13 protein-coding genes are annotated in these 15424 nt (G+C 28.4%); 4 read left to right on the top strand and 9 right to left on the bottom strand.

Annotated features, from left to right (window positions below):
• Positions 1-167: 167 nt before the first annotated feature.
• Positions 168-980: an Mrp/NBP35 family ATP-binding protein gene (locus KGF50_RS15660; protein ID WP_227840239.1), complete on the top strand. Its 813-nt coding sequence runs from the start codon at positions 168-170 to the stop codon at positions 978-980.
• Positions 981-1079: 99 nt separating this feature from the next.
• Here the strand turns inward: KGF50_RS15660 and KGF50_RS15655 are convergent, their stop codons facing one another.
• From KGF50_RS15655 to KGF50_RS15625, 7 genes are all read right to left on the bottom strand, one after another.
• A complete protein-coding gene (locus tag KGF50_RS15655) occupies positions 1080-1271 on the bottom strand; it encodes a hypothetical protein (RefSeq protein WP_227848930.1) in 192 nt (63 codons plus the stop codon).
• A 159-nt stretch (positions 1272-1430) separates the two neighbouring features.
• A complete protein-coding gene (locus KGF50_RS15650) occupies positions 1431-2642 on the bottom strand; it encodes a nitrogenase component 1 (protein WP_227848929.1) in 1212 nt (403 codons plus the stop codon).
• A gap of 1 nt (position 2643) precedes the next feature.
• Entirely contained in the window at positions 2644-3921 is a 1278-nt protein-coding gene (locus KGF50_RS15645) for a nitrogenase component 1 (RefSeq protein ID WP_227848928.1), read from the bottom strand.
• Between the two features lie 106 nt (positions 3922-4027).
• Positions 4028-4822, bottom strand: a complete 795-nt coding sequence (locus KGF50_RS15640; protein WP_227848927.1) for an ABC transporter ATP-binding protein — start codon at positions 4820-4822, stop codon at positions 4028-4030.
• A complete protein-coding gene (locus tag KGF50_RS15635) occupies positions 4822-5802 on the bottom strand; it encodes an iron ABC transporter permease (RefSeq protein WP_227848926.1) in 981 nt (326 codons plus the stop codon). Before KGF50_RS15635 ends, KGF50_RS15640 begins: the two co-directional genes overlap by 1 nt.
• A 16-nt stretch (positions 5803-5818) precedes the next feature.
• Complete coding sequence (locus KGF50_RS15630; RefSeq protein ID WP_227848925.1) at positions 5819-6715, bottom strand: ABC transporter substrate-binding protein; 897 nt, start codon at positions 6713-6715, stop codon at positions 5819-5821.
• A 64-nt stretch (positions 6716-6779) separates the two neighbouring features.
• A complete protein-coding gene (locus KGF50_RS15625) occupies positions 6780-7529 on the bottom strand; it encodes a nitrogenase iron protein NifH (protein WP_227848924.1) in 750 nt (249 codons plus the stop codon).
• 148 nt (positions 7530-7677) lie between these two features.
• Here KGF50_RS15625 and KGF50_RS15620 point away from each other — a divergent pair, with 148 nt between their 5' ends.
• Both KGF50_RS15620 and KGF50_RS15615 read left to right on the top strand, forming a co-directional pair.
• Positions 7678-8418, top strand: coding sequence for a helix-turn-helix domain-containing protein (locus KGF50_RS15620; RefSeq protein WP_227848923.1), 741 nt, complete (start codon positions 7678-7680; stop codon positions 8416-8418).
• A gap of 313 nt (positions 8419-8731) precedes the next feature.
• Positions 8732-10351, top strand: a complete 1620-nt coding sequence (locus KGF50_RS15615; RefSeq protein ID WP_227848922.1) for a Na/Pi cotransporter family protein — start codon at positions 8732-8734, stop codon at positions 10349-10351.
• Positions 10352-10455: 104 nt separating this feature from the next.
• On the opposite strand, the gene KGF50_RS15610 is transcribed toward KGF50_RS15615, so the two are convergent.
• Complete coding sequence (locus KGF50_RS15610; protein WP_227848921.1) at positions 10456-13362, bottom strand: EAL domain-containing protein; 2907 nt, start codon at positions 13360-13362, stop codon at positions 10456-10458.
• A gap of 368 nt (positions 13363-13730) precedes the next feature.
• Between KGF50_RS15610 and KGF50_RS15605 the strand changes: the two genes are divergently transcribed.
• Complete coding sequence (locus KGF50_RS15605; protein WP_227848920.1) at positions 13731-14660, top strand: helix-turn-helix domain-containing GNAT family N-acetyltransferase; 930 nt, start codon at positions 13731-13733, stop codon at positions 14658-14660.
• 298 nt (positions 14661-14958) lie between these two features.
• On the opposite strand, the gene KGF50_RS15600 is transcribed toward KGF50_RS15605, so the two are convergent.
• Entirely contained in the window at positions 14959-15240 is a 282-nt protein-coding gene (locus tag KGF50_RS15600) for a hypothetical protein (protein WP_003420428.1), read from the bottom strand.
• Between the last annotated feature and the right edge of the window lie 184 nt (positions 15241-15424).

Raw genomic sequence — 15424 nt, 5'->3', positions numbered from 1 at the left:
GGTTATATTTTTTTATTACCTTCTTTTTTTTATAATAAACTACTATTTGATTAATAGAAAATATTCTAAGTTCCTTTTAAATAATGACTTTATTGTTTAATTGTACTAAAATAGTATATGTAGGTTACAAATAATCTAATAAATAATAAACATTGGAGGTAATAGATATGGCAGATTGTAATTCATGTCCATCAAAGGGAAATTGTAATAGTCAATCAAATTGTTCTATTGAAAATAACCCTAACAATAAATTTGGAAAAATAATTGGTGTTATGAGTGGGAAAGGTGGAGTTGGTAAATCGACTGTAACTGCTTTACTTGCTAATAAACTAAATAAAATGGGATACAAAGTTGGTATATTAGACTCTGATATAACAGGACCAAGTATTCCTAGACTTATGGGCCTAAAAAATGTAAAAGCTTATTCTGATGGCTCTTATATTTATCCTGTAGAAAATTCAAATAACATAAAAGTAATGTCTATAAATCTTATGATAGATGACGAAAATGAACCTGTTGTTTGGAGAGGGCCTCTAGTTGGAGGAGTTGTAAAACAATTTTATACTGATGTACTTTGGGAAGAGCTAGATTATTTACTTATAGACATGCCTCCTGGCACTGGGGATGTTGCATTAACAGTTATGCAATCTATACCTATAAGCGGAATAGTTATGGTTTCAGTTCCTCAAGATTTGGTATCTATGATTGTATCAAAAGCTGTTAATATGGCTAAAAAAATGAACATAAATGTTCTTGGAGTTATTGAAAATATGAGTTATATTCAATGTCCTGATTGTTCTAAAAAAATCAAACTATTTGATGGTGACTCTACTGAAAAGTTTTTAAATGATTTAGATTTAAAACTTCTAGGTGAACTTCCTATGACTAAAGAAATCATAGATATTACTCATAATGGAGTTACAGAAATTAGTAATGATTTAGACTCAGTATTAACTGATATTGTTGAAAATATAAAATAGATATAAATTAAAATTTTATAGTTTTACATTTTAATACTAAAAAAAGAGGTGTGTATTCATTTTGTAATATTACAAATGAAATACATACCTCTTTTACATCTATCTATATTTTAAATACACAAAATGTTCTTCTATTATATCTCCATTTTTCACTTTTACTAAGTATTCATTATAGTGAGCATTGTATGGTTGTGTCATTTTACACTCTACTACATTTTCTATATCTTCCAGTTCTAAGAGTTCTACATCTTTTAAAAATTTTCTTTCTAAAAGTTCCATCAGTCTTTCCATAACCTATTCCCCCACTTCTCCAACATAATTAAAATAAAGCAAGTAAATTATTTATTTACAAAATTTACTTATTTATATTATATCCCATATCTTACAAATCCTAACAGCATTAATAAATTATTGTGAGAAAATATGCATTAACCTTTTAATAAATCTATCTTATAGTGATATATTAAGTATTCTTTCAATTATGTAAAGTACTCCTCTTAATCCAACAAATGGTGTATATGGATATATATTTACACTTTTTAAGTTTGGATTACTTATCTGTATATCTAACTTTGAATTATGATTCATATCAATACTAGTCCCATCTCCAAATAGAGCCAATAACTCATTTTCTTTTAAATATTTGTTTCTATCTAACTCATTATTTCCAATATATACTGATTCATCCTTACAATCTGTATTATGTAATATATTAACTCTATCAACTTCAAGACCTAATTCATTTAATAAATTTTTAAATCCTAAAGCAGTATCATAATCTCCAAATACAGCACATTTTTTACTTCCCTCATAAAAATAAAACTTCCTTTTTATATTAAATACTTGTCTTTTTATGCTAGATACTTCAGCTTCATAAGCACTTTTATCCAAATCCCACATAGTTACTTTTTGTATGTCTTTAATAAACTCTTCAGTATTTTTTATTCCATAAGGCTTTTTATACACATAAGGTATATTATACTTATCTTTCATAAAATTTGCTGCTTTGATACCTTCTTTTCTAAGTACTATATTTAAACTAGACTTAGATGCATTTTCTATTTCCTCTATTGATGTGTATGATGTAAAAGTTGCATTTACTTCTTTTTTGAAAAAAGTCTTCATCATCCTTTTAATTTCTTCACAATCTGATAAAAAATTATATTGGTCTATATTACATCCAATTATATTAAAACTATCAATTTTTTCATTGCTCTCTTTTACTACATCCTTTGCTAATATATAAAGAAAATCTTCAACTCCTTGATTATAATCTTCTCTTAATCCACCTGTTGTAATTGGGATTAGCTTACAGTTTACGGAATCACTTATAATATTGCATATTCCTACTATATCCACACCTATAATAGAAGATACAGATGAAGCCATTACAAATATATACTTGGGTTTAATATTATTATCTATTTCAATTATAGCCTTTTCTAATCTATCATAATTTCCAAACGTAACATCACTTTCACTCATATGAGTTGAATAAATCTTTGCTTTATCTTCTCCATTTAAACTTCCAATTGCTTCTATAGCATAGTGAGTTGTTCCTGATGGACCAAATTCTATGACACAGGCTTCACTTATTGATGATACTGTAAATATTATTCCCATTCTATCGGAAGGATTTGGAAAATATTTATATACCTCCATATTAAATCACTTCCTTTCTTGTAGCTTTCTCCACATCAAATAATTTAATTAAAGTTTCCATTATGCCTATTGGAAGCTCAAACCCTATTTTTTGTGCATGTTCGTCTAACGTTATTTGCATAAGTCCCTTTTCTTTTAATAACATTGGATTTTCATGACCTATGTAAATATCTGCATTTATAGTCTCATACAAACTTCTAAGTGGAGCTATATTTGCAATTCTGCTTACATATGGATTGTGTCCTTTTTTTATTATGTTGTCTTTAAATAAACTATCTTGTTCATAAAGTTCACGTACTTGTATAAATTCTGGTACTAATCCTAATTCTGTTAAGAAATCCACTGTTTCAAATGCCATCATTGGTGTATTCCCATAAATTAGCTTTTTCCCTTCCATTAGAAGTCTACATTTCTTCAATAACAAATTATATTTTTGTCTTTGCTCTAACAATTCATCTTGTACATCTATATCTAAAATGTTACAAAGTTTATTATAGTTTTCCATTATAATTGACTCTTTCATGTTTTTCTCAAAATATATGTATTCTATTCCAAATTTATTTTTCATATCTTCTGCTAAATCCAATGCTATCATATCTGTTACTATATTTAATTTAGCACTAGATGCACTTTTTATATCTCTTATAGTACATTTAGATGGTATTACACAATTTATTTTTATGCCTTCTTTAGAAAGTAGCTTTACAAGCTCTGTATCTTCTACATTCTCTTGTCTATGCCCTAAAATATTAACACCTTTTTTATTTGTATAATTCTCCATAACTGATGATAAACTCTTTAAAGCTCTAGTCATTCCAATTATATGAGAATTACAAGTATAATGTTCGGTATTAACTGCTAAAACAGGCACACCAATCAGTTCTTCCAATTCCTCAGATAAAGCATTATAATCCTCACCTATTAATTCTGGTACACATGTAGTTACTATCATTATCGCATCAAATTTTTCAACTTCTGAAATATACTTTACAGCTTCTATTACTTTTTTCTCTGCACCAAAAACTATATCTTTATCTTTTAGTACTACTGAATAAACACTATCTTGACCAGACTGTCTATGATATGCAAAGTTTTTACTATAATAAGTACATTCATTTGTTCCTACTATCACAAGAGCCATGTTTTTTATATATGATGCTGTTAATACAACTCCAAACAATGGACAATGAGTCCCTGGAAACACAGCATATGATAAAGATTTTATATCTTTATCATATGCTATATCTTTTAATCTATTTAATACATTTAAAGTATACATATTTTTTCCTTTCCAATCCTATTACTTATACAACTTTATAAATTTAAAGTTACACTTATATTACTTTTTATATTTTTAAACTATAGTCATTTTAAACGTTAAAATTTTATATACTACTAGTTCTTCTACATAACATTATTGGATGAATCCTAGGCTTTTTGCTAATTGGGTCTATATCTATATCACATTTTACCTTGTAAACATCTTTTATTATCTCTTCACTTATTACGTTATTAGGGTGGCCATCCGCTACTATAGCACCATTATTCATAATAATAAGTCTATCACTGTATTTGCTGGCTTGATTTATGTCATGCAGAACCATAATTATAGTCATTCCAAACTTTTTATTTATATCTTTTACAAGTTCCATTAATTCTAATTGATGAGATATATCCAAATATGTTGTAGGTTCATCTAATAAAAGTATATCTGGCTTTTGACAAAGTGCCATTGCTAACCATACTCTTTGTCTTTCTCCTCCAGATAAATTACTTACCAATTTATCTTTATATGTTTCAAGACCTGTATTTCTCATTGCCCAATTTACTATCTCTTCATCATTTTTATTCTTACTTTCAAAAAAACCTTTATGTGGTATTCTTCCATAATATATTAAATCCTTTACTTTTATATCCTTTAGAGAGGCATTATGTTGAGATAATAATGCCACTTTTCTCGAAATTTCTTTATTACTCATGACTTTCATATTTCTCTTACCAATATATATGTCACCCTGTTTAATTTTCAAAATTCTAGATAAGGATTTAAGTAATGTAGATTTTCCTGAACCATTTGGACCTAATATAGAAACCACTTCTTTTTCTTTAATGCTCACACTCAGATTGTCTATGATAATCTTATCTTCATAACCTATTTTGACATTTTTTATATTGAACATTAATAACTGCCTCTCTTTCTTAATAAATATAAGAAGAATGGACCCCCTATTATAGACATAATAACGCCTACTGGAATCTCTATAGAGCCTCCTATTGTTCTTGCTAATGTATCTGCAATTAATAATACTATACTCCCTAGTACTATACTAAATGGTATCGTATATTTATGGTCACTACCAAGTAACATACGAGTTATATGTGGTACTATAAGACCTACAAAACTGATGACACCAACTATAGAAGTAGAAACACCTGCTAAAAATATAGCTACTAATGAGATTAAAAACCTACTTTTATTTACATTGAAACCAAGATTTGTAGCTGCATCATCTCCTAATTGTAGTACATTTGCACTTCTGATAAGGAAGATAGCTCCTACCAATCCTATAACAGAATACCATATTAGCATATTTACATCTAACCAAGTCTTTGTGGCTAAACTTCCATTTAACCACAACATTGCACTTTGAATTCTTTCACTATACATAGTTGATAAATATGATATCACACCACCTAATATAGTATTTACAGCTACTCCAGCTAGTATAATCCGTTCTGGCCTAAGCCCGTTTTTATACGCCATCAAAAATACTACCCCACAAGATATAAGCCCTCCTATAAAAGCAACTATTGGCAACATACTTGTATATTGTGGAAATAAAAGTAATATTATAATAGCAGCTACACTTGCTCCTGTAGATATTCCTGTTATACCAGGGTCTGCTAATGGATTTTTCATAACAGCTTGCAACAATAATCCTGAAACGGCTAGATTTGCACCAACTAAAGCTGCTAAAATATTTCTAGGCAACCTCATTTTATAAACTATTGTAGTAACCATTGCATTATTATCATTTATCAATGCATCAAATATTTCTCCAATACTTAAATTTACACTTCCTACAGTAGAAAAAACAATTAATAAAATAATTACAGTTATCAACCCTGTAAATATCAATAAGACCTTTTTATTATCCATATTATTCACCTAAAATCTATTTATCTCCATATAAGATATCTCCCAGTTTATTTATTGAATCTTTGACATGTATATTTGCTGACACATTAAATATACTTGAGTCTAAATCTATAACTTTTCCATTTTTCACTGCATTTAATGTATCCCATGCCGGATTTTTATCAAAAGAATCATCAAATGCTTTTTTAGTCTCTTCTATATTCCCATGTGCAAATCTAAGTATGTAATCCGGATTTTCTTTTATAATTTGTTCTAAGCTAAATTGTATATAATCTGAATCCACACTATCTGTTAAGTTATCAGCTATATTTTCAGCACCTACTGTTTTAACCAAATCACCAAGATATGAGCTCTTTGTAGCTAGCATAAAATTATTTCCACCACCAAATAAAATAGCTACTCTTGGTTTTTTATCCTGTTTTTTTGATTTTGCTACTACAGATTCTTCTACTCCTTTTAGCTCTTTTATAAGTTTTTCTGCTTCATCTTGTTTATTTATTTTATTACCTAAATTCTCTATACTTTTAAGAAACTTTGTGTATGTTCCAGTTTCAAAATAGAAGGTATCTAGGTTATATTCTTTCATACTCTTTTCAACATTTTCTTTGAACATACTATCAACTATAAATACATCTGGTTCAAGAGATGCTACAATTTCTAAATCAGGATTCATAGCTTGTCCTACTTCTGGTAGGTTTTTATATTTTTCTGGCAATTCCGATTTAGTCGTTGGTATGCCTACTAAAGTAGCATCTAATTTATCCAATACTTGTGTTGCTGCTACTGTAGCTGAAACAACTTTTACGTTTTTATTTGACTCCTTATTCGCAGACTCATCATTTGATGGCTTTGAGCATCCTGTTAATATCAATGCGCTAAGTAAAAATACTGAGCATATTTTTTTAAATTTCATAAAAATTTCCTCCATAATAAACTTTATTTTAAAGCTATATTTTTTATTTTAAACCTATATTTATCTAATTACTTTGCATAATCTTATTTGCAAGTTCTATATATATTTGTGACATTTTATCATCTTTATCTTCTTCTATAACGGTTCTTCCATTATTCTCAGACTGTTGCATGATTTTATTTCTTGGGATATAGTGAAAAACTTTACTTTTTATTTCATCAGCCAATTTTTCAACTAATTCTATTTCATCTTCAACATTTTTAGCATTTAATATGAGTCCTTTTAAAGAAGCATATCCTCTATTTTTAAATTGCTCTACAGCTAAAGATATATTACTAGCAGCATACATTGACATCATTTCTCCAGAAGTTACTATATACACTTCATTTGCAAATCCATTTCTTATTGGCATTGAAAACCCTCCACAAACAACGTCTCCAAGTACATCATAAATTACTACATCTGGATTATATATTTCAAAGGCCTTTAATTCTTCTAATTTTTCAAAAGCCGCTATTATACCTCTTCCAGCACACCCTACTCCTGGAGTTGGTCCTCCAGCTTCAATACATAATACTCCACCATATCCTTCAAATACTATGTCTTCAAGTTTTAAATCATCTTTCTTCTCTTTCATGACATCGAGAACTGTTGGTATAAATTTTCCTTTCATTAAATTTTTAGTAGAATCTGATTTAGGGTCACATCCTATTTGCATAACCTTATATCCTAAATGAGAAAGTGATGCAGATAAATTGGAAGTTGTTGTTGATTTTCCAATTCCTCCCTTCCCATAAATAGCTATTTTTTTCATTGACTTTTTACCTCTCTTACATCATAATATTATTTAACGAAATTAATTATCATTCGCAATAACTATTTTACGCGATATGTTTTTTAAATTCTTAACTATATTTGTTTTTTTATAAAAATATTTGTATAAATTTAAATGAGGTGATTTTTTGAAATGTTTTAAAGATGATATAGAACTTATCATTAATGATTTTTTTGACTGTTGTAATATTCCAACAAAAGTGATTAATAAGGATTTAAAAGAACTTTGTAGCGTTGGCTACAATGATAAACTAGAAATATACTTTTCAAGTTTGAACATCTTCAATAATATAAAAAGCACAGATTTTATATCTAATAAAAACTTATCTTATATAATGTTAAGTTTTTGCGATGACATACATTTTTTAATTATGCCAATACATAAATTTGATGTTTCTAGTGGCTATTTTGTCATAGGTCCTTTTAAATCATGCATTAATAATGATATTGCGTTTTCTGACATACCATTTAAGCCTCTATCGTGTATAGATTATATATCAAATCTTTTATCAGAAATATGTCATGATAAAATGAAACACAAACCTGCTCTTAGTTTTTATGTAAAAAAAACTATAGATTATATTCATAAAAACTACTCAGAAGATATAACAGTAAGTGATATATGTAATGATTTACAACTTAATAAAAGTTATTTTTGCTCCCTATTTAAAAAAGAAAGTGGATATACATTTACTAATTTTCTCAATAAAGTTCGAGTCGAAAAAAGTAAGAAATATTTACTTCGAGAAGACATGTCTATTTTAGATGTTGCTGTATTTGTTGGGTTCAATAGCCAAAATTATTATAGTATGGTTTTTAAAAAGTTTAACAACCTTACACCAATTGAATATAAAAATATTTATAATTAAAAAATATCATTCTGCAAAGGATGATATTTTTTAATTATAAATATTTTGACGAAAAAAGTTAATTCTTTGTTAAGTCGATTTTATCCAAAATATGTTAAATATCACTCCAAGTATTTAAATTACTATATAGCATAAATTTTCTTAAATTAACAACAACTTAAAGATTTAACATTCTCTTAACCTATACTTAACAAAACGTTAATATTTAAATTGACAAAATTTGTTATTCTATATTATGGAAACAATAAATTTTAGTTAATAAAGTTTATAATTCATATAAAAAATTTATTAATTTCTTAAGGGAGGAAATATCGTGAATATAGCAGTTAGTCTTATCGGTGGACTTGGACTTTTTCTTTATGGAATGAGTTTAATGGGAGAAGGTTTACAAAAATCGGCAGGAGACAAATTAAAGAAAATCATCGAACTCTTAACAAGTAATGTTGTTATGGGTGTATTGGTAGGTACAGTTGTTACAGGTATCATACAAAGTTCAAGTGCTACTACTGTAATGGTTGTAGGGTTTGTAAATGCAGGAATAATGAATCTAAGTCAAGCTATTGGTGTAATAATGGGGGCAAATATAGGTACTACTGTTACTGCGCAATTAGTTTCATTTAATCTTGAAGGAATAGCCCCAATTGCATTAGGTATAGGTATAGTATTTTATTTATTTACATCAAATCAAAAAACAAAACACTTAGCTGAAATACTTATTGGTTTTGGTATATTATTTACAGGTATGGAATTTATGAAAGATGCAGTAGCTCCACTTGCTGAGTATAAGGGATTTACTGATACACTTTTATATTTTAGTAAAAACCCTCTACTTGGTATATTAGCAGGATTTGCAATCACTGGTATCATACAAAGTTCAAGTGCTTCTATGGGTATGCTAATCGCTTTAGCTTCTCAAGGAATACTTCCTTTATCAGCTGCTTTACCTATACTTTATGGAGATAATATCGGTACTTGTGTTACTTCACTTTTATCAAGTGTTGGTGCAAATAGAAATGCTAGACGTGCAGCTGTAATGCATTTAAGTTTTAATGTCATTGGTACAATAATATTTATGCTTGTATTAAATAAGCCTATATCAGCTATAGTTACTCATTTTGACCCAACTGACACAGCTAGACAAATAGCAAATGCACATACTTTATTTAATCTTACAAATGTTATAATATTATTGCCATTTTCTAAATACATAGTTAAATTAGCAAACAAACTTATACCTATTAGAGAAACCGAGTCAGACATCGTAAACAATACTAAATACTTAGATGAAAGAATGTTTAGTACTCCATCTATAGCACTTGGTAATACTGTACAAGAAGTTGTTAGGATGGGACATAAGGCTACAAACTCTCTAGAACATTCAATTGCAGGCTTTTTAAATAAAAGTAGTGAAGATATTAAGAAAACTTTTGAGTCTGAAAAAGTTGTTAATAAATTGCAGAAAGATATATTAAATTATTTGTTAAAACTTTCTAAAGAGCCACTTAGGGATGATGAACGATTTAGAACGGATTTACTTTTCAATACAGTAAATGATATCGAAAGAGTATCTGACCATGCTGAAAATATAGCTGAGTTGGCTGTGACTGTTAAAGAAATGAATGTTAACTTCTCTGATAGTGCGATAAAAGAAATCTATGAAATATACAATAAAACTATGACTAACTTTAAGGATGCTTTAGTAGTTTTAGATGTAAAAGATTTTGAATTAGCAAACAAAGTTTTAGAAGTTGAAAATGAAGTAAATTACTTAGAAAAAACTTTTAGAAACTCTCATATGATTAGATTAAATAATGGTAGTTGTACAATTGATGCTGGTGTACTTTACCTTGACTTGCTTACTAACTTAGAAAGAATTTCTGACCACTCAACAAATATAGTAAAACAAGTTTTAAAACTTAAACAAAAAATATAGTGATTACAATTTGTATTTAATTTTAATTAACTATTCAATATAATAAAAAGCTATAAATAATAACTCTATTATTTATAGCTTTTTTTATTTAATTAATGAGTACCTTAAACATTTGATTTAATTTTCAGTACAGGATTTTTTAATAATTGCTCAAAATCTTCTTGTGGCATTGGCTTTGCATAAAAATATCCTTGTGCCAAATAACATCCAATTTCTTTTAGTATTCTCACTTGTTCTATACTTTCTACCCCTTCACATATAACTTTCATATTTAATTCTTTTGCCATATTTACCACTCCACGCACAACAGCTTGTTCACGACTGCCATGCATCCCCTTTTGTATAAATGTACGGTCCAACTTAATTATATCAACAGAAAATTGTTGTAATAAACCAAGAGATGAATATCCAGAACCAAAATCATCTATAGAAATAGGAAATCCTGATTCTTTTAGTTGATTAAAATGACTCAAAATCTGATTGAGGTTTTCAACAAAAATACTTTCTGTGACTTCTATTTCAAGGTATTTGTGAGGTATTTTATAGGAATCTGCTATTTCTATCAATCTTTCTGAGAAGCTTTCATTATTAAAATGAATTCTGGAAAAATTACAAGATACTGGACTAATATTTAATCCTAAATCCATCCATCTCTTTAACATTTTGCAGACTTCCTCATAGATATAAAAGTCAATTTCTACCACAAATCCGTTTTTTTCAAAATAAGGAATGAATTTTCCAGGACTTATTATACCTTTATCTGGATAATTCCATCTTACTAGTGCTTCACTTCCTACCAATCTATTTGTATTCATATCTACCTTTGGTTGAAGGTATGGAACAAACTCTCCATGTTCTAATGCTATTTGCATCCTATCTGTTAAGTTTCTTTGGTGTAATCCTTCCTCTCTCATAGTCATATCATAAAGTACAACACAACTTTTGTGAGTTATTTCTGTATTTCTTCTCGCATAATTTGCCAAGTCAAGCATGAGAGATATATCATGTTTTTCAACTTCATTTACTATGTATACACCAAATACAAGAATAAGTTGGTAAGTTTTTTTCATTTTTTCTACCCAATCATTTAATTGAGTGTCAATCTTAAAGAGACGTTCTTCTAAGCAATCCCAACTATTGTATTTTAATAACATAACAAATTGATCTGCAGAAACGCGAGCACAAGATTCTTCAAAAGAGACAGTATTTTGTAAAGCTTTAGCTAATGCACAAAGTATTTCATCTCCTTCTGAAAATCCCAAAGTGTCATTAATCATTCGAAATTGTTTTATATCTAAATAAACAATCACATATGAGCCACTTTCTACATTTCTTAAACTCTTAATAGCTTCTTTAGAAAATTTATTTAAATTCCAAATTCCTGTAAGACTATCTCGGTATAACAAACTCTCAATACGCTTGTTATTTTTTGACTTTAATAAAAGTAGAAAACTCAAAAGTATAATAATAATAGCTGATATTATAATAACTCCTCCAATAATTGCCATCGGATGCTGATGAATAATATCTTGCCAAGTTATATCATATTGAACTATTGTATTTTTTAAAATTATTCTGTCCATTTGTTCTGTTGACATGTATTGAATACATTTATCTAGTATAGAAAATAACCTTGAATCTGCAGAATCAGAAATACCAATACTTATTTCTTCTGCATAGTTTGTCAAAGTCGAAACAGAAAATTTTTCATAACGAGAATTGGATAATAGATAATCTGCAATATATGTATTTACATAAACAGCATCCACTTTATTCTTTAATACAGCTTCAAAACATTCTTTTGGAGAATTATAATATTCTATGGTTCTATCTAGTTTCCCATCTTCAGCAATATTTTGTCCAATCAAAGAACTATTTACAGCTGCTACTTTTTTAATTTCATTTTCTTTTTCTCCGCTAACTAAAACTACTGGAGCACGCAAATAATACTGTGTTGTTCTTATACTGTTTTTTTGGTTATTAATATAATCGTTTTCCATACCACAAACTACAGATATGCTAGAATCTTTTGATAATTGAAGTGCTTCATTGTAATTCTTTGCAGAAACAAATCTAAATTTTAAACCAGTGTTATTTGTAATTTCCTTGAATAAATCAGCAACTACACCAGAAAACTCTCCTGTTTTGGAATCACTATATTCTAGTGGAATCTTTGTAACATCATAAACAGCTGAAATTTCATCAGATTGTTGTATATATTCTTGCTCATCTTTTGTAAATACTGGCTTCTGAGCAGTACTTATAGAAAAATATTTATTGTATAATTTTGTTTCATAACTTGAATTCCTAAGTGTCAATGTATTCAAAGCAGAATTCAGTTGAGATAATAAATCTGGCTTCTTATTTGAAACCACAGTATAAAGTGGCTCTGGAGAAAATTGTGCTACACTTTTAAATGTACTATTCCGACCAAGATGTGTTATAGCAACACCATCAAGATTTCCGTTTTTTAAATTTCTTAACAAATCATCTGTCTCTTTATAAGATACAATTTGAACTTTAAAATTATTTGTTTTACAATATTTTTTAAAATTTTCAGCATCTTTACTATTACTAATAACACCTACTTTCATATCCCTAAAAGAATCAAAATCCTCATAATCGTAACGAGTATCATCCACTCTTACATTTAAAGTTGTATAGATATTGCACATTGGTAGTGTTGGAAAAAGCATCTCTTTTGTACGTTCTTTTGTATAATAGACACTAGGAAGAACATCTATCTCACCTGATTTTAGCATTTCAAAAGCATTTTCCCAACTTTTACAATCTACTATTTCATATTTCCAGTTAGTGTACTTAGTAATTTCCTGTAAGTATTCAAAATTAAACCCTATATACTCACCATTTTCATTTCTACTCATATAATCGCCATCGTCATAATACCCAACTTTAACTGGAACCTTATCTGAAGCAGAGTTAAGTTCTATTGGAAAAGAAAGAAAAATCATACAAACAATCAGAATCAATTGAAAGGTTTTTAACTTCAAAATTTTGTCCTCCTCCCTCTTAGTAGCTATATTATATCATTTTCAATAGAAAAATAGAATATACTGCCAATTGTTTAACTTTCAAAATACTTCTAAAATATATATTACAAGTGACAATACAGAAAAATTAACTTATATAAATATACTATTTTTTTATTGATTGGATAGATGAAAAATGCCACATAAGTTCTTATATGTGTTTATTGGCATAGTTTAAAAAATGTAATTTTTACTCAAACGAAAAAATATCTGCTTTTGTCATGTATATTAGTTGACAAAAGCAGACAATCAGAGTATCCTTATCATAAGGATTTTTTAAATATCATACAAACGTAACAATATTAACATCAAAAAGGAGGAAGTTTATTATGAATGAAATAGTAAAAGAGGATATAAATATCATTAGGAGATTTAATCGGTTTTACACAAATGTTCTTGGTTTACTTGACCGACATATTTTGGAAAGCAATCTATCCTTATCGCAAGTTAGAATATTACATGAAATTGAAACAACCCCTAACTGCACTTCAACCCTACTTACGGAAAAATTATGTATTGACTCTGGCTACATTAGTAGGATACTAAATCAATTTCAAAAACAAGGATTGATACAGAAGCAGAAATCTAAAGAAGATGGACGCTCTAATTTTTTGATGCTTACAGAAACTGGAGAACAAAAACTTGCAGAAATGAATGCTCGCTCAGACAAACAGATTTATCAAATGATACAACCATTATCTAAATATGCCCAACACAAATTAGTACAGGACATGGCTTTTATAGAGCGTATCCTTACAAAGGGCAAACCTATCAATTCAAAAGAAATCTCTATCCGACACCAAATTAAGCCTGGAGATGCAGGATATATAACCTATATGCACGGTTGGATTTATAAACAGGAATATAATTATTCAACAGCCTTTGAAAGTTATGTTGCACAGTCATTTTATGAATTTCTACAAAATTATAATCCCGAACTTGATAGGTTATGGATAGCTGAACATAACGCTGAAATTATAGGTTGCATTGGTATCATAAATCATGGTAATCGCGCTCAGCTTCGATGGTTTTTGCTCCACCCTGATTATCGTGGCATTGGGCTTGGAAAGAGTTTACTAAACGCCGCACTTGATTATTGTCATCAAAAGAAATATAAGTCAGTTTATCTTGACACAACAGATGACCTTGAAACAGCGATTGCAATGTACAAAAGGATGGGTTTTATCAAAGTAACTGAAAAAGAAAATCGTTCGTGGCGTGAAGATTTGACAGAACTTGAATTTGAAATGCAACTATAAAATAGCTTCAAACACCAAAACAACAAAAAAAACCGTTGTTCTGGTGTTGAATAGCCATGCCTAAATCATAAAATAGTAACTAACAGCTGTTTTGAAATAACATTCAAAACCGCCGTTTTTTTGTTTCAAAAATTGAACTACAGAGGATGTATTAAAGTCGCCCTTTTTTAAGGATACGGAGGTATTTCCGTATATATTATGCATCGATACAATTTGGCAATCAGTAACTTATTAAAAAAAGTCTATACTCGTCTACAGGATATTCAGGCTATCGAGATAAAATTTATATAAATTAGTTTTATTGTACAATTGATACTTTAATAATATCCCCATTTTTTCTTTCTAGATGAACCACTTCGCCAGTTAAATCATAATCAAATGCCTTAACTAGTATTTCAGTAACTTTTTTACCATCAACTACATCATCTTTTCCATTAAACAAATCTAAAGCATTGTTTTCAATCATTCTCTTTGCAAAATTTACAGGTAATTTTATATGTATTTTGTCGCCTGTATGTGATAGAACCCTTATTCTTAAAAACTTTTCTAAATTATTTCTTGGTGTTTGTTTTGATGCCATTCTATTAAATCACTCTCCCCTTATTTTTTATTTAATAATAAATTTTATTCTTAAAAATATCTTTATATGTATCTATTATAAAAGTAACACTATTATTTTCTGTGTTTAATTTATACCTAGCTCTATCTAATATGTCAATTTCATGAATGCATATATTTTTTTTAATAATTGTATATTTTTAGAC

Origin of the sequence: Clostridioides sp. ZZV15-6598 (genome assembly GCF_020657705.1) — a bacterium.
GTDB lineage: Bacteria > Bacillota > Clostridia > Peptostreptococcales > Peptostreptococcaceae > Clostridioides > Clostridioides difficile_F.
This window is presented reverse-complemented; position numbering and strand designations above follow the sequence as displayed.

Excerpts from the sequence above, each read along its gene's own strand:
- KGF50_RS15650 (WP_227848929.1), bottom strand. The coding sequence starts at position 2,642 with ATGGAGGTATATAAATATTTTCCAAATCCTTCCGATAGAATGGGAATA.
- KGF50_RS15645 (WP_227848928.1), bottom strand. The coding sequence starts at position 3,921 with ATGTATACTTTAAATGTATTAAATAGATTAAAAGATATAGCATATGAT.
- KGF50_RS15630 (WP_227848925.1), bottom strand. The coding sequence starts at position 6,715 with ATGAAATTTAAAAAAATATGCTCAGTATTTTTACTTAGCGCATTGATA.
- KGF50_RS15625 (WP_227848924.1), bottom strand. The coding sequence starts at position 7,529 with ATGAAAAAAATAGCTATTTATGGGAAGGGAGGAATTGGAAAATCAACA.
- KGF50_RS15605 (WP_227848920.1), top strand. The coding sequence starts at position 13,731 with ATGAATGAAATAGTAAAAGAGGATATAAATATCATTAGGAGATTTAAT.
- KGF50_RS15635 (WP_227848926.1), bottom strand. The coding sequence starts at position 5,802 with ATGGATAATAAAAAGGTCTTATTGATATTTACAGGGTTGATAACTGTA.
- KGF50_RS15640 (WP_227848927.1), bottom strand. The coding sequence starts at position 4,822 with ATGTTCAATATAAAAAATGTCAAAATAGGTTATGAAGATAAGATTATC.
- KGF50_RS15600 (WP_003420428.1), bottom strand. The coding sequence starts at position 15,240 with ATGGCATCAAAACAAACACCAAGAAATAATTTAGAAAAGTTTTTAAGA.
- KGF50_RS15655 (WP_227848930.1), bottom strand. The coding sequence starts at position 1,271 with ATGGAAAGACTGATGGAACTTTTAGAAAGAAAATTTTTAAAAGATGTA.
- KGF50_RS15660 (WP_227840239.1), top strand. The coding sequence starts at position 168 with ATGGCAGATTGTAATTCATGTCCATCAAAGGGAAATTGTAATAGTCAA.